Below are 23,371 nucleotides of genomic sequence, written 5' to 3'. Positions count from 1 at the left end.
GAGCTGGTCGAGCTGGTTGATCAAACCCCGCCGTCAGGCCTTCGGAGCCGTCACCACCGCCGCCTGCGGCCGCACCGGCAGGCGGTTGACCGGGCGGCCGGTGGCCGAGCGGATCGCCGAGGCCACCGCCGCCGGGGCGGTCACGACCGGGACGGCCGAGGCGGGCTTGGCGCCGAAGGGGGCCACCACGTCCCGTTCCTCGACCAGTTTGACGATGCGGATGTCCGGGGCGTCCAGCGAGGTCGGGAGCGCGTAGCCGGTCAGGTCGGGGTGGCGGATCAGGCCGCGGGCGGTGCGGAGGTTCTCGGTGAGGGCCGCGCCGATGCCCTGGGTGATGCCTGCCTCGATGCGGATCGCGAGCTGCTTGGGGTTGAGGACGCGGCCCACGTCCTGGGCCACCGCCATCTCGACCACGCGGATCGAGCCGAGCTCGATGTCGACGTCGACCACGGCCCGTACCGCGCAGAACGCGAGGCCCACGAACGCGTCGCCCTGGCCGAAGCCGTCCAGCGGCTCGGTGGGGTGGGGGCGGCACTGGGCGGTGGCCCAGAGTTCCTTGCCGTCCATCGCCTCCATGACCGTGGTGGACAGGACGCCGTCGTACGAGGTGATCTTGCCGTCGGCGATCTGGAGCAGCTCCGTGGACATGCCGAACTTGTGGGCCAGCGGCTGGAGGAGCTGGGTGCGGACCATCTTCGCCGCCCGCTCCACCGCCCCGCCGGAGACCCAGGTGTGGCGGCCGTGCGTCGCCGGGCCCGCGGGCGGTTGATCGGTGTCGACCGCCGCGACATGGACCTCGTCGACGCCTAGGACCTCTTGGACGATCTGGCGGGCGAGAGTGGTGAAGCCCTGGCCTGTTTCGACCGCTGCGCAGATGACCGTGGCCACGCCGTCGTGGACCCGGACCGTGGCTGTGGAGACCTCGTCCGCGCCCTCGGCGCCGAGCATGTGGACCATGCCGACCCCGTAGCCCACGCCCCGGCGCACCGCCCCGGGTTCGCCCGCGCCCTCGGGGCCGCCGGGCAGCAGCCAGTCGTCCTCGGGGGTGTCCTTGGGGAGGGCGGGGAGGGGGGCGTCGCGGACCGCGCGGAGCAGTTCGGCCACCGGGGCCGGGCAGGTCACCGTCTGGCCGGTGGGCAGGATGTCGCCCGTGGAGAGCGCGTTACGGAGGCGGAGTTCGGCCGGGTCGATGGAGAGCTTGGCGGCCAGCTTGTCCATCTGGCCCTCGTACGCCGCGCACACCTGCATGGCGCCTTCGCCGCGTACGTGGCCGGAGGGCGGGTTGTTCGTACGGACCGCCCAGCCCTCGATGAAGGCGTGCGGGACGACGTACGGTCCGCAGGCGAACGCCACGGCCGCCGCGAGTGATTCCGAGGAGGAGTCGGCGTACGCACCCGCGTCCAGCAGGATCTGGGCCTCCACCTTGACCAGCCGGCCGTCCGCGTCCGCGTGGTGGCGGTAGCGGAGGAGGGTGGGGTGGCGGTGGGCGTGGCCGAGGAAGGACTCCTCGCGGGTGGCGGCCAGCTTCACCGGGCAGCCGGTGCGCAGGGCGAGCAGGCCCAGCGGGATCTGGAAGCCGGGGTCCTCGCGGTCGCCGGTCGCGCCGGGGACGCCGGTGACGACGACCTTGACCCGGTCCGGCTCCAGGCCGAAGCAGGCGGCGGCCAGGTCGCGGTCGGTGTGCGGGTCGGTGGAGGCGGTGTAGATCTCCACGCCGCCGTCGGGGCGGGGCACGGCGAGGCCGGCCTCCGCACCGATGGGGGCCGGGTCCTGGCGGCCGATGCGGTAGAGGCCCTCGACGATGACCTCGCCGGTCGCCTCGGCATCGCCGTAGCGGAGGGGGATGTGCCGGATCAGGTTGCCGTCGGGGTGCAGGGGCTCGGCCGCGAACGCCTTCTCCGGGTCCGTGACCGGCTCCAGCACCTCGTACTCGACGGCGATCGCGGCGGCGGCGAGACGCGCGGTGTCCGGGTGGTCGGCTGCTACGGCGGCGATCGGCTCGCCGTGGTGGCGGACCAGGTCCGAGGCGAAGACCGGGCGGTCGACGACGCTGCGGCCGTAGTTGCTGTCCCCGGGGACGTCCTCGTGCGTGACGACCGCGCGCACCCCGGGCATCGCGGCGGCGGCCGAGGTGTCGACCGACAGGATGCGGGCGTGCGGGTGCGGCGAGCGCAGCACGGAGGCCCAGAGCAGCCCCTCGGCCCAGAGGTCGGCGGCGTACGGGAAGGTGCCCTCGGTCTTCGCGCGGGCGTCGGCGGGCGGCAGCGAGGCGCCCAGGCCCATCAGGGGCGGCTCCTGGCCGGGACCGTCGCCCGGGCCGGCGGCCGCGTCGATCCTGGGCAGGGTGGTGCTGGTCGCGTTGGCCGCGGTGGCTGCGTCGCCGCTCACGCCGCCTCCTTGTCGTTCGCCCCGCCGCTACGGGGGCGGGGGGTGACCTGTGGTGTCGCGGGGTGCTGTCCGGATGGCACGGGTCTGCGCGCGTTGATCACTGCGCGCCTCCCTCGTGCGAGTGGTGCTGGTGCTGCTGTACGCCGCCGGCGCCGGGCTCGGCCTGGTGCGGGATGCGGGGCTCGTCCTGGGCGGCCGCGGACGCCTCCGCACTCGCCTCGCGGGCCGCCACGACGTCCGCGACCGCGTCGAGCACGCCCCGGTAGCCGGAGCAGCGGCAGAGGTTGCCGCAGAGGGCCTGGCGGGTCTCCAGTTCGCTGGGGGCGTGGTTGCCCTCCAGCAGGTCGTGGACGGTCATCGCCATGCCGGGGATGCAGAAGCCGCACTGGACGGCCCCGCAGGCGGAGAGCGCCCGCTGGACGTCGGAGGGTTCGCCGTCGACAGCGAGCCCCTCGACCGTACGGACCTCGCTGCCCGCGGCGGTGGCGGCGGGCACCAGGCAGGAGGCGACGAGGCGGCCGTCGACCTGGACGTTGCACGCCCCGCACTCGCCCTGCGAGCAGCCGTCCTTGGCACCGGCGAGGCCGAGGCGCTCGCGGAGCACGTAGAGCAGGGACTCGCCGATCCAGGCGTCGGAGACCGGGCGGTCCACGCCGTTGACGTGGAGGACGTAGGAGGCGGCGGGGTGCTCGCTCGGTACGTCGAGGGGGGCGGCGACCGGGTCGTGGGACGGGTCGTGCGCGGGGTCGTGGGCCGGGTCCGGCTCGGGTTCCGCTTCGGGGGTCTGTTCCGCTTCCGCCTCGGGGGCGGCTGTGGTTTCCGGGCCGGGGACGGCCGGGGACTCCGCTTCCGGTTCCGTGTCCGCCGCGGCGAGGGGTTCCGCCGGCGGCTCCTCCGCTTCGGGGGCGGGGAGCGGGTGGCCGTCGGTCTCGGGGGCGGGGTCCGCGACGGGGTGGGCCGCCGTGTGCTCCTCGTACTCCTCGTCCGGGGCGGGGCGCGCGGGCGCCGGGGACTCCTCGGGCTGCGGCTGTGCCTGCGGCTGCGTCGCCCAGGGGGCGGGGGCGCCGCCGGGGAGCGTGGCCGGGCGCGTGTCGTCCGTGTACCACTGCTGAGCGGCCGCCGCCGAGGCCAGGAACTCGCCCGACTCGTCCGGAAGATCCCCGTCCGCGACCGGGATCGTCCACTGACCGGTGTGACCTGTGTGGTCCGTGTGGCCTGTGTGGTCCGTGTGGTCCGTGTGGCCTGCGTGGTCTGTGTGACCCGTCTGTGCGGAGGGGTCCGTGTGCGCGGAGGTCTCGGTGTGGCCTGTGTGGCCCTGGTGGCCTGTGTGGTCCTGGTGGCCTGTGTGGCCCTGGTGGCCTGTGTGGTCCTGGTACTCCGCAGAGCCCTCCCCCGCACCTGACTGCCCGGACTGCCCGGGCTGCTCCCCCCTCGCCTCGGTGAAGTTCCACTGGGCCGTGGAGTGCGAGGTCTCCTGGTACGGCTGCGCGTAGCCGCCCTGTTCGTTCGGGTCCGGCCAGTGCACCGCCCCCGGGGCCTGCTCCTGGGCGCGCCGCTCGGCCTGCGCCTGCTGCTGGCTCTGCGTCTGCACGACCCAGCTGCCCGTCGCGGCCGGGTCCAGACCGGCGGCCGGGGTCAGCGGGACGATCATCGGCGGTACGTACCCGTGGCCGGGCGCGGCCAGCGGGATGTTGGCCAGGTCCTCCGGCGGCAACTGGACGAACGCGGTGGCGTCCGCGTCGTACTCACCGCTCTGCGGCGTCGGCTCCCAGCCCTCGTACCGGGGGTCGGGGTGTTCCTCATTGCTCACGACAGTGCCCTCCCCAGTGCGCGTCGGGCCAGCACGGCGACGGTGCGCCGCAGGTGGAGTACGGCCGGGGAGAGCGGCGGGGTCTCCGATCCGTCGGCCGGCGGTTCGTGGTCCGGGATGCAGGCGGCGGCGACGTACTCGCCGAAGGCGGCCAGCGCGTCGGGGGCCAGGCCCCGCTCGCCGTCCCAGTCGATCAGCGAGGCGATCCAGCGCTCCGCCTCCAGGGGGCGCAGCGGCATCGGGGCGATGGCGCCGACCGCGCAGCGCACCCCGCGCCGGGCCGGGTCGAGCACGATGGCGACCGAGGCGGTGGCGCGGCCGGGGCCGGTGCGGCCGGTGGCCTTCAGGAACACCTGCGGGGCGTGCAGCAGCGGGACCCGCACGAAGCCGATCAGCTCGGCCGGGCTCAGCATCTCGCGGCCCGCCAGCAGGTGCGAGACGGGGATCTCGCGGCGGACCCCGCCGGGTCCCGCGACGACCAGCTCGGCCTCCAGGGCGGCCAGCACCGGGAGGGCGTCGCCGGTCGGCGCGGAAGTGGCGATGTTGCCGCCGAGGGTTCCGGCGTTGCGGATCTGGGGCGGGCCCGCGGCGCGTGCGGAGGCGGCGAGGGCGGGGATCAGGGCGGCGAAGTCGGGTCGGCCCATCCGGGCGTGGGTGAGGCCGGCGCCGAGCAGGGCGTGACCGTCCTGGTAGTGCCAGCCGCGCAGCTCGCTGATCCGGCCGAGGCCGACCAGCCCCGAGGGGCGCAGGAGCCCCTTGTTCACGGCCGCCATCAGGTCCGTTCCCCCCGCCACGGGGACGGCGGCAGGCATGGCTTCCAGCGCCGCCACGGCCTCGTCGAGCGAGGCCGGCAGCGTCACCGACTGCATCGCCTGCGGTGCGTGCGTGGTCAACCCAGCTGCCCCTTCCCGGTCTCCCGGCTGGTCCGCCTGTTGCGCCGTACGGTACGTGTTCACAGGCCGGACGTGGCAACTCTGGCACATCTTCCGATGGGACCGGCGCGAGGGTCCGCGAAGGGTGGATCCGTCCCTGACCTGGGTGATGATCCGGTTTCGCACCTCTTCGGAGTGGAGGGTGAATTGCCACTCTTCAGCGATGCTTGTACGACTTATTCCGTTCGTTCCGGAGGCCGTTCGTTCCCGAGGCTGTTCGTCCGGAGCCCGTTCGGTCCGCGCCGGTACACACTCCGGCGCGGACCGTCCCGGGGCTCACACCACCGGCGGCGCTCCCTCGATCGGGCGACCGAGGATGCCGGGCCGCCGCTGCCACGGCAGCGGGCCGCCCGGCCGGCGGTAGTCGACGCCGAGAGCGTCGAGCCGGGCGTAGTGGTCGGTCATGCGCGCGTCGAACCCCGCGAAGTCCCGGTCGGCCGGGGCCGGCAGGGAGCTCCAGGCGACCTCGGCGAAGGCGGCGAGGCGCGGGAAGACCTGGTAGTCGACGCGCGACCTGTTCTGCATGACCTCGGTCCACACGTTGGCCTGGGTGCCGAGGATGTGGCGTACGGCCTCCTCGCTCAGCCCCGGCGGAACGGGTTCGAAGCGGTACACGTCCTCCAGGGTGCGGACGTACCCGATGGGCATCGGCTCGTCGGGGCCGCCGTCCTGACGGTGGTCCAGATACACCTGCTGCTCCGGGCACATCACCACGTCGTGCCCGGCCTCGGCTGCCGCGATGCCGCCCGCATACCCACGCCAGGAGGAGACCGCGGCGCCCTCGGCGAGGCCGCCTTCGAGGATCTCGTCCCAGCCGATGAGACGGCGGCCGCGGGCGGTGAGCCAGCTGTCGAAGTGGCGGATGAACCAGGACTGGAGCTCGTCCTCGTCCTTGAGGCCGAGTTCGGCGATCCGGGCCTGGGCGGTCGGGGACTCCTTCCACTGGTCCTTGAGGCACTCGTCGCCGCCGACATGGATGAACGGGGAGGTGGCGGCGGGGAAGAGGTCGAGCAGTTCCTCGAAGACGCCCTCGAAGAAGCGGAGGGTGTTGTCAGTGGGGGCGAGTACGTTCGGGTTGATGCCCCAGGTGTCCCAGACGGAGAGGGTGGTGGTGTCGATGACGTCGGTGTTGCCCAGCTCGGGGTACGCGCTGATCGCGGCCTGCGAGTGGCCCGGGATGTCGATCTCGGGGACGACGCGGATATGCCGCTCGGCTGCGTAGGCGACGATCTCGCGGATGTCGTCCTGGGTGTAGTAGCCGCCGTGCGGGGTCTCGTCCCACAGCTCGGAGGCCCGGTGGCCGTATCTGGTACGGGAGCGCCAGGCACCGGCCTCGGTGAGACGCGGGTAGCGCTTGATCTCGACGCGCCAGCCCTGGTCGTCGGTGAGGTGGAAGTGGAAGACGTTCAGCTTGTGGGCGGCCAGCAGGTCCAGGTAGCGCAGGACGTCGTCCTTGGGCAGGAAGTGCCGGGAGACGTCGAGCATCAGACCACGCCAGGAGAAGCGGGGTTCGTCCTCGACGACCACCGCCGGAACGTCCCAGGTGCGCCCCGGGACGATGGGCGCGCGGCGGAAGGCGTCCGGGCCGAGGAGCTGACGGAAGGTCTGCGTCCCCCAGAACAGGCCGGCCGCGCTGCCGCCGGTGATGCGTACGGCGTCGCCGTCGACGACCAGTCCGTACGCCTCGGGGGCCAGCGCCGGGTCGAGCGAAAGCTCCACGCGGGAGCCCTCCGTGCCGTCGGCGAGCGGCAGTCCGGTGGCCGCGCCGACGGTGGCGCGCAGCCAGCGGGCGACGCCCTCGGCGCCCGGCGCGACGCTGAGCACCGTCGCCTCGTCCACCGGATACCGCCCCTGCCCCGGCCCGGCCCAGGTCACTTCGCGCGGCGCGGGGATCAGGCCGGGAGCCGCCGTGTCATCGGATGTCATGACGTCAGTCCTTAACCGCTCCGCCCAGTCCGGAGACGAGGCGTCGCTGTACGAGTACGAAAAAGACGAGGACGGGAATGGTCATCACCGTCGAGGCTGCCATGATCCCTCCCCAGTCGTTCTCGTCCGGTTTGAAGAAGACCAGCAGCGCCATCGGCAGCGTCGACTGGGAGGTGTCGCTGATGATGAACGACTTCGCGAACAGGAAGTCGTTCCAGGTGGTGATGAAGGAGAAGACGCTCGTCGCCACCAGGCCCGGGAAGACCAGCGGGAAGAGGATCTGCCACAGGAAGCGGGTGCGGCTGGCCCCGTCGATGTAGGCGGCCTCCTCCAGGGCCTCGGGGACCGCTCTGACGAAGCCGCGCAGCATCCAGATGGCGAACGGCAGCGAGAAGGCCAGGTGCGGCAGGATCAGCGAGCCGAGCGTGTTGAGCTGGCCGAAGTCCCGCATCAGGAAGAACAGCGGGATGGTCAGCGCCTCCACCGGCACCATCTGCGCCACCAGGAACATGATGAGCAGCGTGGTGCGGAACTTGAAGCGGAAGCGGGTCACGGCGGTGGCGGCCAGGAAGGCGACCAGCGCCGAGAGGATGACCACCGTGCCCGCCACCAGCAGGCTGTTGAGGAAGTAGCGGCCGAAGTCCTGCTGCTCGAAGACCCGGCGGAACGAGTCGAGCGAGGGGGCGAGCGTCCAGGGGCGGGGCTCGGTCGACTGGATCTCCCCGGCCGGCTTGAAGGCGGAGAGCACCATCCAGTAGAGGGGGAAGGCGACCGCCACGGCGATCAGCAGGGCCGCGGCCTCGGCCGCCAGCCTGCCGGGCCGCTTGACGCGCAGCAGCGTACGTACGCCGCGTGTGCCCCCACGTGCGGCACTGTCGGTCGTCGCGCTCACAGTTCCTCCCCCTGGCGCCGCACCAGGCGCAGATAGACCAGCGTGACGGCCAGCAGGATCACCAGCATCACGACGCCGATCGCGGAGCCGAGGCTGTACTGCGAGGACGCGAACGCCTTCTGGTACGCGTACACGTTGAGCACCAGGTTCTGGCCGGCGATGCCGCCGCCGTTGGTCATGACGTAGATCTGGGTGAAGACCTTGAAGTCCCAGATGATCGACTGGATGGTGACGACGATCAGGATGGGCTTGAGCATCGGCGCCATGATGGTCCGCCAGATCCGCCACTGGGATGCGCCGTCCAGCGAGGCGGCCTCCAGCACCTCGGTGGGGATGGCCCGGATGCCCGCGTACACGGTGACCATGACGAACGGGAACGAGCACCACAGGACTTCGAGGAGCACGAGCGCGAAGGCGCTGTAGCGCCCGTACGTCCAGGAGAAGTCACCGAGCCCGAGCACCTTGTTCACGGGTCCGAAGTCGGGGTCGAAGAGGAAGACCCAGACCGTCGAACCGGTGATCGCGGGGGTGGCCCAGGCGCCGAGTGCGGCCATCATCAGCACCAGCCGGGGCAGGGCGCGGATGCGGGTGAGCAGGACGGCGAGCGCGCAGCCGACGGCCAGCGTGGAGACCACGCAGGCCGCGGCGAAGAGGACGGTGGCGAGGAGGACCTGCCAGAACTGGCTGTCGTTGAAGAGGGTGGCGTAGTTGTCGAAGCCCTTGAAGGTGGTCGGTTCGCCGCCGCTGACCTGGGCCTGGGTGTACTCCAGGAACGAGATCAGGCCGAGCTGGTAGATCGGGTAGACCAGCAGCCCGGCGAGCAGGACGAGGGCGGGCAGGAGGTAGAGCCAGGGGGTCCAGCCGGAGTGGCCCCGGGGGGACACCGAGCGGCCGCGCCGGGGCGGGCGGGCGGCGGGAGTGCCCGCGCCCGCCCCGGACGCACCGGGGGCCGGAGCCTTGAGAGCGGTGGTGGGCGTGGTCATCGTCAGCCCGCGTCGGTGAAGGCCGCGTCCATCTTCTTCGCCGCGTCGTCCGAGGCCTGCGCCACGTCCTTACGGCCGGAGACGATCTCCTGGAACATGTTCGGCAGGACCAGCGAGGCGTCGATCTGGCCCCAGGCGGGCGAGGCGGGGACGAACTTGGCGCCGGCACCGAGGGTCTGGACGAACGGCGCGACGAACGGCTGCTTCTTCGCGGCGTTGTCCAGGACGTCGGTGTAGGTGGGCAGGAAGCCCATCGCGTCGAACATCTCGGCCTGGGTCTTCTTGCCGGTGAGCGACTTCATCAGGTCGACGGCGAGGGTGCGGTGCGAACTGCTCTTCAGTACGCCGATGTTGTTGCCGCCCGCGAAGGCGGGGGCGATGGAGTTCGGGGCGATGCCGGGCAGCGGGACGACCGCGTACTTGCCCTTGACCGAGCCCGCCTCGACGGCCGCGTGGCTGAAGTCGCCGCCGATGGCCATGGCGGCCTTGCCGGAGGCGAAGGCGGTCACGGTGGCGTTGCCGCCCATGGAGGCGCACTTGGCGGCCGGACAGTTGTCGTCGCCGAAGAGGGAGGTGTAGGCCTCGATGCCCTTGCGGGCCTTCTCGCTGTTGATGGCCGACCTGTACGTACCGCCGCTCTCGCCCGCGATCTCGCCGCCGTGCGACCAGATGAAGGGCATCGCGCCGTAGGTGTACGCGCCGCCGACCGCGAGGCCGTAGAGGTCCGGCTTGGCCTTGTGGATCTTCTTGGCGGTGGAGATCAACTCGGCCTGGGACTTGGGGGGTTCGATGCCGAGGTCCTTGAAGACGTCGGTGCGGTAGTAGAGGGCCCGGACGCCGACGAAGAAGGGGGCGCCGTAGACCTTGTCGCCGACGGTGACGGACTGCTTGGCGATCGGGTCGGTGTCCTTGGCCTCCTCCCAGGCGCCGAACTCCTCGGTCACGTCCGCGAGTCCGCCGTCCTTGACGTATCCGGCGGTGTCGCTGTTGCCGTACTCGATGAGGTCCGGGGCGCTCTTGGGGTCGTTGAACGCGGCCTTGATGCGCTGGGCGCGGGTGTCGACGGGTATGTACTCGACCTCGACCTTCGCGCCCTTGTGGCTCTTCTCGAACGCGGCGACCGCATCGTCGACGACCTTCTCCTTGGGCTTGTTGCCGACCTCCTGGAAGAGCCAGACACGGAGAGTCCCGCTCTTCTCGTCACCCTTCGCACTGGTGTCGGAGGTCTGCGGCGCGCAGGCGGTGGCGGTGAGGCCCGCCAGCACAAGCGCCGCAACCGGGGCGGCAATTCGGGCAGAAAGCTTCATCCGGGAACCCCTACCGGTCATGCGTTGCATCATGTGCAACGTGCGTTTCGTTCTGCACAACTGGCAGGAGAGTAAGTCCGGTTCCGGCGCCCGACAAGTGGTCTCCACCACTCTGTGACCCGCCGACGCAGCCCGCGCAACGCGAGCACGCGCGGTCACGATCCGTGACCGGCGGCGTGGGAGTCCTGGGCCCGGGCACGCGAAAGGCCCCCGGCACACGCGGTCGACGCGTGTACCGGGGGCCTTCCGAAGACGGAGTGGGAGCCCGGCCCTACTGACGAAGCGGGAACCCGGCCCTACTTCTTGCCCTTGTCCTTGCCGCCCTTGCCCTTGTCCTTGTCGCCGCCGGCGCCCATGGACTCGTAGATCTCCTTGCACATGGGACAGACCGGGTACTTCTTGGGGTCGCGCCCCGGCACCCAGACCTTGCCGCACAGTGCGACCACGGGAGTGCCCTCCAGGGCGCTCGCCATGATCTTGTCCTTCTGGACGTAATGGGCGTAGCGCTCGTGGTCGCCGTCGCCCCTCGACACCTGCGGCGTCGGCTCTACGAGGGTCCCCGTACCTGCCCCGCGATCGGGCTCAAGAGTGCTCATAACCGCCAAGGGTACTGAAAGAAGGTGCCTTCAGTTGAGCGAAGGGTCGTCCGGATACGTGGCGATCATCGCCAGCTCGCTGCGCTGCCGCCGGAGCACCGCGCGCCAGAGGTTCTCCGGGCGCGGGGAGGAGACGTCACCGGGCTCCGACTCGACCACGTACCAGGCGCCCTCGGTCAGCTCGCCCTCCAGCTGACCGGGCCCCCAGCCCGCGTACCCGGCGAAGATCCGCAGCGAGCCCAGCGCCGGTCCCAGCAGCTCCGGCGGGGTCTCCAGGTCGACCAGGCCGATCGCCCCGTGCACCCGGCGCCAGCCGAGCGGGCCCTCGTCGCCGGGGATCACCGCCACGCCGAGCGCCGAGTCGAGCGAGACCGGGCCGCCCTGGAAGACGACGTCCGGCTCACCGGTGAGCCCGGCCCAGGAGCCGAGGATGTCACCGACGCCGACCGGGGTCGGGCGGTTCAGGACCACGCCGAGGGAGCCCTCCTCGTCGTGGTCGAGGAGGAGCACCACCGCGCGGTCGAAATTCGGGTCCGCGAGGGCGGGTGTGGCCACGAGCAGTCGCCCTGTGAGCGAGGACACCTCCGTCATGGCAGAAATGATCCCGCATCTTCGCCCTCCGCGGGGTCCCGGCGGCCGTGATGACCACCGCAGGAGAGCGAGCGCAGCTCAGGGCGCACGGAGGCACGGGGAGCGCACCGTACGGGCAGGATCCGGGGGCCATCCGGACGGTGACCCTCCGCAAGATCGGATGCGCGGAGGGTGTTGTGGCGGATTCATGACGTTCGTACACCCCCCTTCGCCTTACGGAACGGGGGTAGGAGGCCATTACCCTTTTCGTTGGCCCCCTGCCCGACCACTCCGGAACGCGAGATACATGACCGGCACAGACGATGTCCTGCTTGTCCACGGCGGCACCCCGCTGGAGGGCGAGATCCGCGTCCGAGGCGCCAAGAACCTGGTGCCGAAGGCAATGGTCGCCGCGCTGCTCGGCAGCGGGCCCAGCCGTCTCCGCAACGTTCCCGACATCCGTGACGTACGGGTGGTCCGAGGACTGCTGCAGCTGCACGGCGTCACCGTCCGCCCCGGCGACGAGCCGGGCGAACTGATCCTCGACCCCTCGCACGTCGAGTCGGCGAACGTCGCCGACATCGATGCCCACGCGGGTTCGTCGCGCATCCCGATCCTCTTCTGCGGCCCGCTGCTGCACCGCCTCGGCCACGCCTTCATCCCGGGCCTGGGCGGCTGCGACATCGGCGGCCGGCCGATCGACTTCCACTTCGAGGTGCTCCGCCAGTTCGGCGCGACCATCGAGAAGCGGGCCGACGGCCAGTACCTGGAGGCCCCGCAGCGGCTGCGCGGCACCAAGATCCGGCTGCCGTACCCCTCGGTGGGCTCCACCGAGCAGGTGCTGCTCACCGCCGTCCTCGCCGAGGGCGTCACCGAGCTGTCCAACGCGGCCGTCGAGCCGGAGATCGAGGACCTCATCTGCGTACTGCAGAAGATGGGCGCGATCATCTCCATGGACACCGACCGGACCATCCGGATCACCGGTGTCGACAAGCTCGACGGATACACCCACCGGGCCATCCCGGACCGTCTGGAGGCGGCCTCCTGGGCGTCGGCGGCGCTGGCGACCGAGGGCAACATCTACGTACGCGGCGCCCAGCAGCGTTCGATGATGACCTTCCTCAACACCTACCGCAAGGTCGGCGGCGCCTTCGAGATCGACGACGAGGGCATCCGCTTCTGGCACCCGGGCGGCGCGCTCAACGCCATCGCGCTGGAGACGGACGTCCACCCCGGCTTCCAGACCGACTGGCAGCAGCCCCTGGTCGTGGCGCTGACGCAGGCCGCGGGGCTGTCCATCGTCCACGAGACGGTGTACGAGTCGCGGCTCGGCTTCACCTCCGCGCTCAACCAGATGGGTGCGCACATCCAGCTCTACCGCGAGTGCCTGGGCGGCTCGGACTGCCGCTTCGGCCAGCGCAACTTCCTGCACTCGGCGGTCGTTTCGGGACCGACGAAGCTCCAGGGCGCCGATCTGGTCATCCCCGACCTGCGCGGCGGCTTCTCGTACCTGATCGCGGCGCTGGCGGCGCAGGGCACCTCCCGGGTGCACGGCATCGACCTGATCAACCGTGGCTACGAGAACTTCATGGACAAGCTGGAGAAGCTCGGCGCGAAGGTGGAGCTGCCGGGCGGTTCCCTGGTCTGACCCCGCACAGCGCTGCCGCACACAGCACTGCGCACCCGGCGCCCCGGTCCCCTCACAGGGGGCCGGGGCGCCGTGCTTCCCGGGCTCCTCGGGATCGCGCGAACCGCCCCGGCGTCGTCCCCGCGATCCGCTTGAAGTGCCGGGTCAGGTGGGACTGGTCGTGGAAGCCCACGGCGGCCGCCGCCTCCCCGGGCGGCACGCCGTCCAGCAGCAGGCGGCGGGCCCGGTCGACCCGGCGGGACGTCAGGTACTGGTGCGGCGCGATCGCGTACGCCGCGCTGAACGCCCGTACGAGATGGGCGGGGTGCGCGTGGACCAGCCGGGCGGCCTCGGCCAGGGTGATGCCCTCGACCGGCCGCTCGTCCAGGAGGTCGCGGAGGTCCTTAGCGACGCCGGGGCCGGGCGGCGGGCCCGCGGGGGCCGTACGGGGGCGCAGGTGGCCCCGTAGCCGCTCGCCGATGAACGCCAGGCGGCTCTCCGCCTCGAAGGCCCCGTCCGGGTCCGCCAGGGCCGTGTGGAGGCGGCCCACGCGGCTGCGCAGGAGCGGGTCGGCGAGGGCGGGGGTGTCCACGGCGGGGCCGATGTAGCCCGTGTCGAGGAGGGTCATGTCCAGGTAGAGCACCCGTTTGCGGAAGCCGTCGGAGGTGGCGGGCGAACCGTTGTGCGGGACCTGCGGCGGCAGCAGGCTCACCGTGCCGCCCGGGGTGCCGCGCTCGTGGCGGTCCAGGTCGTAGCGGACGGCCCCGTCGTCGACGATCAGGAGCGTCCAGGCGTCGTGCACATGCATGGGGTAGGCGTGCTCGGTGAAGCGCGCGTGGAAGACCTCCACGACGCCCGGGACCGCCGGACGCCAGGCCGAGATCTCCTGACGTGCCACCACGCTTAAAACGTACAAGAAACGGCCGGGGGCCACCGGCCAGGCTCGGACCATGACGAACACGCACGAGACAGCGAGCGGAACCACGGCCACCGGTGAGGCTCCCGTCCGCTTCGACACGAAGGTCGCGGTGCTGCTCCGCGACGACCTGGAGACCTGGCAGCGCCTGAACGTGACCGCCTTCCTGGTCAGCGGCCTGGGGACGGTGGCGCCCGAAGTGATCGGCGAGCCCTACGAGGACGCCGACTCCACCCCGTACCTCCCGATGATCCGGCAGCCCGTGCTGGTCTTCGAGGGGACGAAGGAGACGCTGGCCGCCGCGCACACCAAGGCGCTCTCCCGGTCCCTGACGACGGCCGTGTTCACCTCGGACCTGTTCGGCACGGGGAACGACCGGGACAACCGGGCGGCGGTACGGGCCGTGGGGCGGGACGCGCTGGATCTGGTGGGGCTACTCGTGTACGGGCCCCGCAACGCCGTGGACAAGGCCCTCAAGGGCGCGCGGATGCATCCCTGACCCCGGGTGAGCCCAGCAGTGTGCGAGCGCCTGAGCGGGGCGCATGTGCCCGTGGCATGCGCGAGGGCGGCCACCCCTGGTCGGGGGTGACCGCCCTCCTTGCGCCTTTGGGGGTTACTTACCCTTGGCGGCTTCCTTGAGCTTCGAGCCCGCGGAGACCTTCACGCTGTAGCCGGCGGGGATGTTGATCGGGTCGCCGGTCTGCGGGTTGCGAGCGGTGCGAGCGGCACGGTGGGTGCGCTCGAAGGTCAGGAAGCCGGGGATGGTGACCTTCTCGTCGCCCTTGGCGACGATCTCACCGACGGTCTCGGCGAGCGCGGCCAGCACGGCGTCGGCGTCCTTGCGAGTCACCTCGGCGCGGTCGGCCAGGGCGGCCACCAGCTCACTGCGGTTCATGTTGTTACTCCCGTGTTCTTCTTGCCTGTGAGGCGTGAGATCGAAGCCGATGCTGCCAGGGCCCTCTGACAGTCCCCGGACCCGGGTCTGATGTCAGACCCTCGCGCCCGATTACGCATCCTGCCCCCACCTGCGGCGGGAAAGCCAATCCGGAACCCTTCAGGGTCAACGAAAAGCGCCACTGTCTGCTCGTGGTGACGTTCCGTCGGCTTCCCTTAGCGGTCCGCAGCGGATGCCGGGCCCTACGGGGCCCACTGCCCGCCCACCCTAAAGGGGCGTTTGGGGCGCCGCGACCCGCGACGCGCCGTACGGCACGGGCGGGTGCGGCCCGGGGTGTTTCGCGCGTACCCCTGATGGACCCCGCGAAACGGTGTGGCCTAGACGGCGTCGGAGGGTGCGGCTCCGGTGCCGGCGGCGGCCTTGGCGGCTGCGCGGACGGCTCCGGCGACCGCACCGGCGACCTTGTCGTTGAAGACGGAGGGGATGATGTAGTTCGCGTTGACCTCGTCCTCGGCGACCACGTCGGCGAGGGCTCCGGCGGCGGCGAGCATCATCTCCGTGTTGACGGTGCGGGACTGAGCGTCCAGCAGACCGCGGAAGACACCCGGGAAGACCAGCACGTTGTTGATCTGGTTGGGGAAGTCGGAGCGGCCGGTGGCGACGACGGCCGCGGTCTCGCGGGCGATCGCCGGGTCCACCTCGGGGTCCGGGTTCGCGAGCGCGAACACGATCGCGCCGTCCGCCATCGCCGCGACGTCGTCGCCGTTCAGGACGTTCGGGGCGGAGACGCCGATGAAGACGTCGGCGCCGACGACGGCCTCCTTGAGGGTGCCGGTGACGCCCTCCGGGTTGGTGTTGTCGGCGATCCAGCGCAGCGGCGAGTCGGGGGACGCGGCGACGAGGTCCTCGCGGCCGGAGTGGACGACGCCGTGGATGTCGGCGACGACGGCGTGCTTGACACCGGCGGCGATCAGCAGCTTCAGGATGGCCGTACCGGCGGCTCCGGCACCGGACATGACGACCCGTACGTCCCCGATGCTCTTGCCCACCACGCGCAGGGCGTTGGTCAGGGCGGCCAGGACGACGATGGCGGTGCCGTGCTGGTCGTCGTGGAAGACGGGGATGTCCAGGGCCTCGCGCAGCCGGGCCTCGATCTCGAAGCAGCGGGGCGCGGAGATGTCCTCCAGGTTGATGCCCGCGAAGCCGGGGGCGATCGCCTTGACGATCTCGACGATGGCGTCGGTGTCCTGGGTGTCCAGGCAGATCGGCCAGGCGTCGATGCCCGCGAAGCGCTTGAAGAGGGCCGCCTTGCCCTCCATGACGGGCAGCGCGGCCATCGGGCCGATGTTGCCGAGGCCGAGCACCGCGGAGCCGTCCGTCACGACTGCGACGGAGTTGCGCTTGATGGTGAGGCGGCGGGCGTCCTCGGGGTTCTCGGCGATGGCCATGCAGACCCGGGCGACGCCGGGGGTGTAGATCATCGAGAGGTCGTCACGGTTGCGGATGGGGTGCTTGGACGCCATCTCGATCTTGCCGCCGAGGTGCATGAGGAACGTACGGTCGGAGACCTTGCCCAGCACGACGCCCTCGATGCCGCGCAGGCCCTCGACGATCTCGTCCGCGTGCGAGGTGGAGGAAGCGGCGATCGTCACGTCGATCCGGAGCTTCTCGTGGCCGGACGCCGTGACGTCGAGGCCGGTGACCGACCCTCCGGAGGACTCGACCGCCGTGGTGAGGTGGGAGACCGCGGTGCCGCTCGCGGGCACCTCCAGCCTGACCGTCATCGAGTACGAGACGCTGGGCGCCGTTGCCATGGCCGAGTCCTTCGCTTTCCTCAAGCTTCATTGCTTCGCATCCGGAACCCTCGTTCCGGTCACGCTTCCCGATCGTCGCACCTACCGACTGGTAGCCGGTAATGAGCATCTTCTTTCGGAAAGTGTTTTCCACCATACGAGAAGTCACCCGTTCGGCGGAACCCCCAACAGCCCTCGAGTAGTCTCGTAAACGAAAACAGACCCGCGCCACCATCAGGTGACGCGGGTCTGTCTTCTTCACTTAGGTGGCACCGACCCGCCATGCTCGCCTCGCGGCAAGTGGTCGCTCGAAGCGACGAAGGTTGGGCCCGGGGGCTTGGATCGAGCCGGTGCCAGTACCACGGTAACAAAGACCCCGGAGAAGTGATTCCCGTACGACGGGCCGACCTGATCCCGTCACTCCGGCAGCAGCTCCGGATCACTCCCGCAGCAGGTCAGGCACCCCGTCCTCGTCCGGCATGTCCCGCTCCCCCGACACCACCGTGAGCTGCTGCGTGGCCCTCGTCAGCGCCACGTACAGCACCCGCAGCCCGGCCGGGGACTCGTCCGCGATCTCCGCCGGGGAGACGACCACCGTGGCGTCGTACTCCAGGCCCTTCGCCTCCAGGCTGCCCAGCGCCACCACCCGCTCCCCCAGCTCCGCCAGCCACTCGCGGGCCTGGGCGCGGCGGTCCATCGCCACGACCACACCGACCGTGCCGTCGACCTCCGCCAGCAGCCGGCGCGCCTCCTCGCGGACCGTGGCGGCCAGGTCGCCGCCCTCCACCGGCACGAAGCGCGGCACCACCCCGGTCGAGCGGACCGCCGACGGGGACTCCATGCCGGGCATGGCGAGCGCCAGCACCTTCGCGGCCAGCTCCGCGATCTCGGCCGGATTGCGGTAGTTGACGGTGAGGGTGAAGCGGCGGCGGGGGCGGGAGCCGAGCGCCTCGTCCCGGGCCGCCGCCGCCTCGTCCGGGTCGGACCAGGAGGACTGCGCCGGGTCGCCGACGATGGTCCAGGTGGCGTGGCGGCCCCGGCGGCCCACCATCCGCCACTGCATGGGCGTGAGGTCCTGCGCCTCGTCGACGATGACGTGCGCGTACTCCGTGCGCTCCGCCGCGAGCCGCTCGGCCCGCTCCCACTGGGTCTCCTCGCGCTGCGGCATCAGCTCCTCCAGCCCCGAGAGGTGGTCCAGCGGGTCCGCCTCACGCTTCCGCTTCGGCCGGGCCACCGTGCCCAGCAGGGCCTGGAGCTCGTCCAGCAACGCCACATCGTGGACGGAGAGGGCGCCACTGCCGTCCACCGGGTCCAGCCGCTTCAGGGAGCGGGCCAGCCGGCGCACCTCGCCCTGGTTGAGGATGCGCCGGGACCAGCGGGCCAGCCGCTTCTCGTCGGCCATCGCGGCCAGCACCCGACGCGGGGTCAGCTCGGGCCACCAGGCGTTCAGGAACTCCAGGAACGGCGTCTCGGTGGAGACGTCCTCGTCGAAGGAGGACCGCAACTCCGCCACCAGCTGCGGGTCGGTGTAGCGGCCGCGCCCGGAGGACTTGCTCCACAGGGCGTCGAGCAGCAGCTTGCGGGCGCGCGGGCGCAGCAGGTTGACGGGGGCGGTGCCGCTGAGCACGTTGTGCCGGATGCGCTGGAGCTCGTCGGCCTCCAGCTCGATGCGGGCGCCGAAGGCGACGACGCGCAGCCGGGTGGGGGTGGTCGCCGTGCCGTTCTGCGCGGGCTCGTCGCCGAAGGAGAGCTGGCCGCCACCGCTGTTGGGCGGCTTCGGTGCCTCCAGGGCTCCCCGGGCCGCCTTGCGCAGCACATGGAGCATCCGCGAGGAGCCCTTGATCCGGGCGATCGCCGGTTCGTCGTAGGCCCCCCCGTCACCCGACCACCGCCCCTCATCGAGGCCCTTCGGGCCGCCCCTTCCGTACGCGCCCTCGACGCCCGCCGCCTCGTCCGAGAGCGAGCCGACCGCGCGGATCGCGACCTGGCCCTCCTCGCCGAGCGAGGGCAGCACGCCCTCGGTGTACGCGACCAGGAGCGGGGTCGGTGAGACGACGAGGATGCCGCCCGCGTACCGCCGCCGGTCCTGGTAGAGGAGGTAGGCGGCGCGGTGCAGGGCGACGGCCGTCTTGCCGGTGCCGGGGCCGCCGGTGACCTCGGTGACGGAGGCGGCGGGGGCCCGGATCACCAGGTCCTGCTCGGCCTGGATGGAGGCGACGATGTCCCGCATGGTGTGGCTGCGGGCCTGGCCGAGGGCGGCCATCAGGGCTCCGTCGCCGATCACCGGGAGCTTGTCGCCGTCCAGATACGCCGTCAGCTCCGGGCGCATCAGGTCGTCCTCGACCCCGAGGACCCTGCGGCCCTTGGAGCGGATGACCCGGCGGCGTACGACGCGGCCGGGCTCCTTCGGGGTGGAGCGGTAGAACGGGGCGGCGGCCGGGGCCCGCCAGTCGATCACCAGCGGCGCGTAGTCGGAGTCCAGGACCCCGATCCGGCCGATGTGGAGCGTCTCGGCGATGTCGGCGGTGGCGTCCTCCCGTACGGCGTCGTCGGCCGGCTCGACGGAGGTGTACGCGCCGTCGGGGCCGCGCTCACCGTCCTTGCCGAGGAGCAGGTCGATCCGCCCGAAGAGGAAGTCCTCGAACTCGTTGTTCAGCCGGTTGAGGTGGACGCCCGCCCGGAAGACCTGGGCGTCCCGCTCGGCGAGGGCGCCGGGCGTGCCGACCTGCCCGCGTTTGACGGCGTCGTTCATGAGAAATTCCGCCTCGTCGATCTTCTCTTCGAGACGGTGGTAAACGCGGTCCAGATGATCCTGCTCGACACCGATTTCCCGGTCCCGCAGCGAATCGACAGCGGCATCCTGCGCGGCCACCGAGGCCCCCTTCTGACGTGCATCGGGCAGCCGTCAACCCTATGCGAAGGGGGGCCCGGGCGCACCTGCCGTCCACCGTTACGCGTGTTGCGATTGCGCGTCGGAAGGCTGCCCGCCCAGGCGGCCGGGGTGACGCGCCGGAGCGGCCGGGTCCGGCGGACATGCCTCAGGCGCCGATCTCCACCAGCCGCTCCCCGTCGAACGTGCGCACCTCGAAGCGGTCGATGTCCTCACGGGCCATCGCCGCGCCGCCGTGCACGTACAGCGGGTTCTTCGCCGACTCGTGCGTCGAACCCTCGATGCCGTACCCCCACTTCGGGACGGACCAGGAGGTGACGACCTCCTCCTCCCCCGTCTTGGAGACGGCGACGAGCGTGCACTTCTGCGGACCCTTGACGTTCTTCAGTTCCAGGACCGTGTGGGTGCCCCAGGCCTTCTCCTCCATCCCGACCGTCGCGCCGACCCGGGTGGTGGGGTCGGTCGCCGTCACCTTCTCCGTCATGTGCTGGAAGAAGGCGTCCTCGGCCGGGCTGGTGGGGTGCGGGTCCCCGACGGCGACGGAGCGGCCGCCGCCCTCGTCGCCCGCCGTGACGGCGACGGCCGCGACCGGCCCGCCGATGATCAGGGCGGCCGCCGCGGCGATCAGATATCTGCTCCGCCTCGTCCGCCGGTGCCGCCGGTGCGCGACCTCGTCCATCAGCCCGCCGAGCACCTTGGGCGCGGGCCGCTCGGGAACGTGCGGTACGGGACGGGCCCCGGGTGCCGCCGCCGGCGCTTCGGCCAGCATCGCGAGCATGGGCTCCATCCCCGCGAACTCGTCCAGATGCGCGGAACACCGGGCGCAGCCCGCGAGATGGGTTTCGAACGCGCTCGCCTGCGCGTCGTCCAGGATGCCCAGGACATAGGCGGCGGCGGCGTCGTGCTCGCTCCCTTCGGGCTCGCCGCCGAACGGCGGCTCGGGTCCGGTGGGGCCGCCCGGAGCGCCCGGATAGCCGAGGCCCGGGGGCTGCCCGGGGCCGGAGAGGTACGCGGGCCCTGAGGGGTGTGCAGGACCCGCGGGATAGGGGGAGTGCGGGGGGTGAGAGGGACCGGTGGGCATACGGGGTCCCGGAGGCCGGGGCCCGAACGGCTGCCACTGCTGGTCGCTCATGCCGTGATCCCCCTCTCTTCGAGTGCGAGCTTCATCGAACGGAGTGCGTAGAAGACCCGGGACCGCACGGTGCCGCTGGGGATGCCGAGCACCTCGGCCGCCTCGTTCACCGTACGTCCCCTGAAGTAGGTCTCGACCAATGCTTCCCGGTGCGCGGGCGTCAAATCGTCGAGCGCGTCCGACAACGTCATCAGCCACAGCGCCTTGTCGATCTCGTCCTCCGCGGGAATGACCTCCAGCGGCGACGGATCGACCTCGCGCGGCCGGGCCTGCCGGCTGCGGTGGCCGTCGATGACGATGCGCCGGGCGACCGTCACCAGCCAGGGGCGGACGGAGCCGGTGGCCCGGTTGAGCCGGCCGGCGTTCTTCCAGGCACGGATGAGCGTCTCCTGCACCACGTCCTCGGCCCGCTGGCGGTCGCCCGCCACGAGCCGGAGGACGTACGCGAGCAGCGGCCCGGCGTGTTCGCGGTAGAGCGCCCGCATCAGCTCCTCGTCCGGTATCCCGTCAGGAGGCGTGGGCGGCTCACTGCGATGTCGAGCCCTGTGCGGACGGTCATCGGCCACGGCCGCATCCTTGCGCACCCGAACCTCCTGGTCGAGACCCTGAATGGAGCTCTTCGGGGAGGGATACGGGGTCGGGCGCCGGATCATTCAACGTCGCTTCATATTTCTTTCGTCGAGATCCTCCGGCGCCGGTGCCGGGCCACCCGTTCGCGGTTGCCGCAGACCTCGCCGGAGCACCAGCGGCGCCGGCCGCCGCGCGAGGTGTCCAGGTAGAGCCGGTGGCACGCCCCGCCCGCGCAGCGGCGCAGCGCTCCCCGCGCCACCGGGTCGGTGAGCAGGTCCACCGCGTCCCGCGCCACGACCGCGAGGAGCCCCGCGCAGCCGGGTTCGGCGCTCAGGGTCCGAACCAGCGCCCCGCCCTCGCCACGCACGGCACGCGGTCCCGGCGGGGCTTCGGCCGCAAGGGAGTTGAGCCGGTCCAGGGCGCTCCCGTAGCCCGGGCTGCCGAGTTGGGCGACTGAAGGGTCGACACCACTGTCTGCCAAGGCGAGTTGGGCCGACATCAGCCGGCCCACGTCCGCCCGCAGCTGCCGGAACCGGGTCAGCCAGGTGGCGTCCAGCGCGCTCAGGGCCGTACCCGGCGGGACGAGCCGGGCGGCGGTCAGCCAGTCGGCGAGCCGCCCCGGTCCGTCGAGCTGTTCCCGGGCGCGGGGTGTCCCGCCCGCGGGCCCGGTGGCCACCAGGTCGAGACAGATCCGGCCGGAGTCGAACCGCCACACGTACGCGCCCCTGCCCGCCGCCATGCGCCTGTCACCGCCTCGGGGTCACCGGTCGGATGCCACCCTCCAGAGTGCCCCCGGCGGGGCCCGGCCGTAACCCCCGCTACCGTGACGGCCATCAAGGATCACGGGGAACGGACGATGCTCAGCGCGGCGCGGCCGAACCCGGGGTGTCCCCCGCCGGGTCCAGCGACAGCCGGTAGCCGCGTTTGACGACGGTCTGGATCAGCCTCGGCGCCCCCAGCGCGGAGCGCAGCCGGGCCATCGCCGTCTCCACCGCGTGTTCGTCGGTGCCGCTGCCGGGCAGCGCCCGCAGCAGGTCGGCGCGGGCCACCACCCAGCCGGGGCGGCGGGCCAGGGTGTGCAGGAGGGCCATGCCCGCAGGCGGGACCGCGCGCAGTTCGTCGTCGACCAGCACGGCGTGGCCGCGGATCTCGACGCGGTGGCCGGCGATGGGCAGGACCCGGGCGGTGGTGGGGAGTTGGGCGCAGACGAGCTGGACGAGTGGGCCCAGGCGGAAGCGTTCGGGCTGGACGGTGGGGATGCCACGGGCCTGGAGCGGGAGGGCGGTGACCGGTCCGACGCAGGCGGCCAGGACGTCGTCGCGCAGGGCGCCCAGGATCTCCGGGAGCAGCCCGCGGGTCTCCGCGCGGCCCAGGAACGAGGCGGCGGCGGGGGCGCTGGTGAAGGTGACGGCGTCCAGGGCCCGGGCGGCGGTGGCGTCGAGCATCCGGTCGAGCGGGGCGATGTCCTGCGGCGGCATCCAGCGGTAGACGGGGACGCCGACGACCTCGGCGCCCGCTGCCTGGAGGGACTCGATGAAGCCGGGGAGCGGTTCGCCGTGCAGCTGGAGGGCGATGCGGCGGCCCTCGACGCCCTCGCCGAGGAGCCGGTCGAGGACTTCGGCCATCGATTCGGACCCGGGTGACCAGGCCTCGGTCAGCCCGGCGGCCCGCACCGCGCCCTTGACCTTGGGGCCCCGGGCGAGGAGTTCGACGCCGCGCAGCCGCTCCAGGAGCGCGTCGCCGATGCCCCAGCCGTCGGCCGCCTCGACCCAGCCCCGGAAGCCGATCGCGGTGGTGGCGACCACCACGTCGGGGGCGTGGTCGATCAACTCCTTCGTGGCGTCGAGGAGTTCGCTGTCGTCGGCGAGCGGGACGATCCGCAGGGCGGGGGCGTGCTGGACGGCGGCGCCGCGCCGCTTGAGGAGGGTGGCGAGCTCCTCGGCGCGGCGGGCGGCGGTCACTCCGACCGTGAAGCCCGCGAGGGGGCCGTGGGTGGTGTCGTCGTCCTGCATGGCGTGTCCCCGGCTTCTGTGTCCCGCTGTTACGCGATGGTGCGGAGGCCCGAGACTGCCAACGGTGCGTGACAGGCTCGGTTCCCCCGTATTTCCCGGCCGTTACGTCACCAGTGGCCCGGGCGGTCCCGT

General features: G+C 72.0%; 19 protein-coding genes. 2 read left to right on the top strand and 17 right to left on the bottom strand.

Features of this window, described 5'->3' with window-relative positions; genetic code table 11:
• Positions 1-33: 33 nt before the first annotated feature.
• From R2B67_RS23065 to R2B67_RS23025, 9 genes are all read right to left on the bottom strand, one after another.
• Positions 34-2,388, bottom strand: coding sequence for a xanthine dehydrogenase family protein molybdopterin-binding subunit (locus tag R2B67_RS23065; RefSeq protein ID WP_317820710.1), 2,355 nt, complete (start codon positions 2,386-2,388; stop codon positions 34-36).
• Between the two features lie 97 nt (positions 2,389-2,485).
• Positions 2,486-4,198 carry a 2Fe-2S iron-sulfur cluster-binding protein gene (locus tag R2B67_RS23060; protein WP_317820706.1) on the bottom strand — a complete coding sequence of 571 codons (1,713 nt, stop codon included), beginning with the start codon at positions 4,196-4,198 and terminating at the stop codon, positions 2,486-2,488.
• Positions 4,195-5,091, bottom strand: a complete 897-nt coding sequence (locus R2B67_RS23055) for an FAD binding domain-containing protein (RefSeq protein WP_018512341.1) — start codon at positions 5,089-5,091, stop codon at positions 4,195-4,197. Before R2B67_RS23055 ends, R2B67_RS23060 begins: the two co-directional genes overlap by 4 nt.
• A gap of 315 nt (positions 5,092-5,406) precedes the next feature.
• Complete coding sequence (locus R2B67_RS23050; protein WP_317820704.1) at positions 5,407-7,056, bottom strand: beta-N-acetylhexosaminidase; 1,650 nt, start codon at positions 7,054-7,056, stop codon at positions 5,407-5,409.
• A 4-nt stretch (positions 7,057-7,060) separates the two neighbouring features.
• Entirely contained in the window at positions 7,061-7,948 is an 888-nt protein-coding gene (locus R2B67_RS23045) for a carbohydrate ABC transporter permease (RefSeq protein ID WP_317820703.1), read from the bottom strand.
• A complete protein-coding gene (locus R2B67_RS23040) occupies positions 7,945-8,931 on the bottom strand; it encodes a carbohydrate ABC transporter permease (protein ID WP_109977968.1) in 987 nt (328 codons plus the stop codon). Before R2B67_RS23040 ends, R2B67_RS23045 begins: the two co-directional genes overlap by 4 nt.
• Before the next feature lie 2 nt (positions 8,932-8,933).
• Positions 8,934-10,238 (bottom strand): extracellular solute-binding protein, encoded by a 1,305-nt coding sequence (locus R2B67_RS23035; protein ID WP_317820702.1) that lies wholly within the window; start codon positions 10,236-10,238, stop codon positions 8,934-8,936.
• 296 nt (positions 10,239-10,534) lie between these two features.
• Positions 10,535-10,834 (bottom strand): DUF3039 domain-containing protein, encoded by a 300-nt coding sequence (locus R2B67_RS23030; RefSeq protein WP_029395429.1) that lies wholly within the window; start codon positions 10,832-10,834, stop codon positions 10,535-10,537.
• Between the two features lie 30 nt (positions 10,835-10,864).
• Positions 10,865-11,425 (bottom strand): YqgE/AlgH family protein, encoded by a 561-nt coding sequence (locus R2B67_RS23025; RefSeq protein WP_018512335.1) that lies wholly within the window; start codon positions 11,423-11,425, stop codon positions 10,865-10,867.
• A 286-nt stretch (positions 11,426-11,711) separates the two neighbouring features.
• On the opposite strand from R2B67_RS23025, the gene murA reads away from it, so the two are divergent.
• Entirely contained in the window at positions 11,712-13,052 is a 1,341-nt protein-coding gene (gene murA / locus R2B67_RS23020; RefSeq protein WP_109977970.1) for a UDP-N-acetylglucosamine 1-carboxyvinyltransferase, read from the top strand.
• Between the two features lie 52 nt (positions 13,053-13,104).
• Here murA and R2B67_RS23015 read toward each other — a convergent pair whose 3' ends face one another.
• On the bottom strand, positions 13,105-13,983 hold the full coding sequence (locus R2B67_RS23015; RefSeq protein ID WP_317824940.1) for a helix-turn-helix transcriptional regulator: 879 nt from the start codon (positions 13,981-13,983) through the stop codon (positions 13,105-13,107).
• On the opposite strand from R2B67_RS23015, the gene R2B67_RS23010 reads away from it, so the two are divergent.
• Entirely contained in the window at positions 13,982-14,446 is a 465-nt protein-coding gene (locus tag R2B67_RS23010; protein WP_317820700.1) for a PTH2-like family protein, read from the top strand. The genes R2B67_RS23015 and R2B67_RS23010 overlap by 2 nt on opposite strands.
• Positions 14,447-14,560: 114 nt before the next feature.
• On the opposite strand, the gene R2B67_RS23005 is transcribed toward R2B67_RS23010, so the two are convergent.
• The 7 genes from R2B67_RS23005 to R2B67_RS22975 form a co-directional block, all read right to left on the bottom strand.
• Entirely contained in the window at positions 14,561-14,842 is a 282-nt protein-coding gene (locus R2B67_RS23005; protein ID WP_003968811.1) for an HU family DNA-binding protein, read from the bottom strand.
• Positions 14,843-15,219: 377 nt separating this feature from the next.
• Entirely contained in the window at positions 15,220-16,656 is a 1,437-nt protein-coding gene (locus tag R2B67_RS23000; RefSeq protein ID WP_317820693.1) for an NAD-dependent malic enzyme, read from the bottom strand.
• Between the two features lie 418 nt (positions 16,657-17,074).
• Complete coding sequence (locus R2B67_RS22995) at positions 17,075-19,507, bottom strand: HelD family protein (protein ID WP_317820691.1); 2,433 nt, start codon at positions 19,505-19,507, stop codon at positions 17,075-17,077.
• A 166-nt stretch (positions 19,508-19,673) separates the two neighbouring features.
• Positions 19,674-20,657: an anti-sigma factor family protein gene (locus tag R2B67_RS22990; protein WP_317820690.1), complete on the bottom strand. Its 984-nt coding sequence runs from the start codon at positions 20,655-20,657 to the stop codon at positions 19,674-19,676.
• Positions 20,654-21,241: a sigma-70 family RNA polymerase sigma factor gene (locus R2B67_RS22985; RefSeq protein ID WP_076966337.1), complete on the bottom strand. Its 588-nt coding sequence runs from the start codon at positions 21,239-21,241 to the stop codon at positions 20,654-20,656. Before R2B67_RS22985 ends, R2B67_RS22990 begins: the two co-directional genes overlap by 4 nt.
• 80 nt (positions 21,242-21,321) lie before the next feature.
• Positions 21,322-21,966 (bottom strand): CGNR zinc finger domain-containing protein, encoded by a 645-nt coding sequence (locus R2B67_RS22980; protein WP_317820689.1) that lies wholly within the window; start codon positions 21,964-21,966, stop codon positions 21,322-21,324.
• 121 nt (positions 21,967-22,087) lie between these two features.
• The gene (locus R2B67_RS22975) at positions 22,088-23,239 is read right to left on the bottom strand and encodes a uroporphyrinogen-III synthase (protein ID WP_317820688.1); all 1,152 of its coding nucleotides are present in this window, start codon (positions 23,237-23,239) and stop codon (positions 22,088-22,090) included.
• Positions 23,240-23,371: the final 132 nt, after the last annotated feature.

Origin of the sequence: Streptomyces cyaneofuscatus, assembly GCF_033109485.1 — a bacterium.
GTDB classification, from domain to species: Bacteria; Actinomycetota; Actinomycetes; order Streptomycetales; family Streptomycetaceae; genus Streptomyces; species Streptomyces cyaneofuscatus.
The sequence above is the reverse complement of the archived record's forward strand: the minus strand, read 5'-3'. Positions and strand labels throughout refer to the sequence as shown.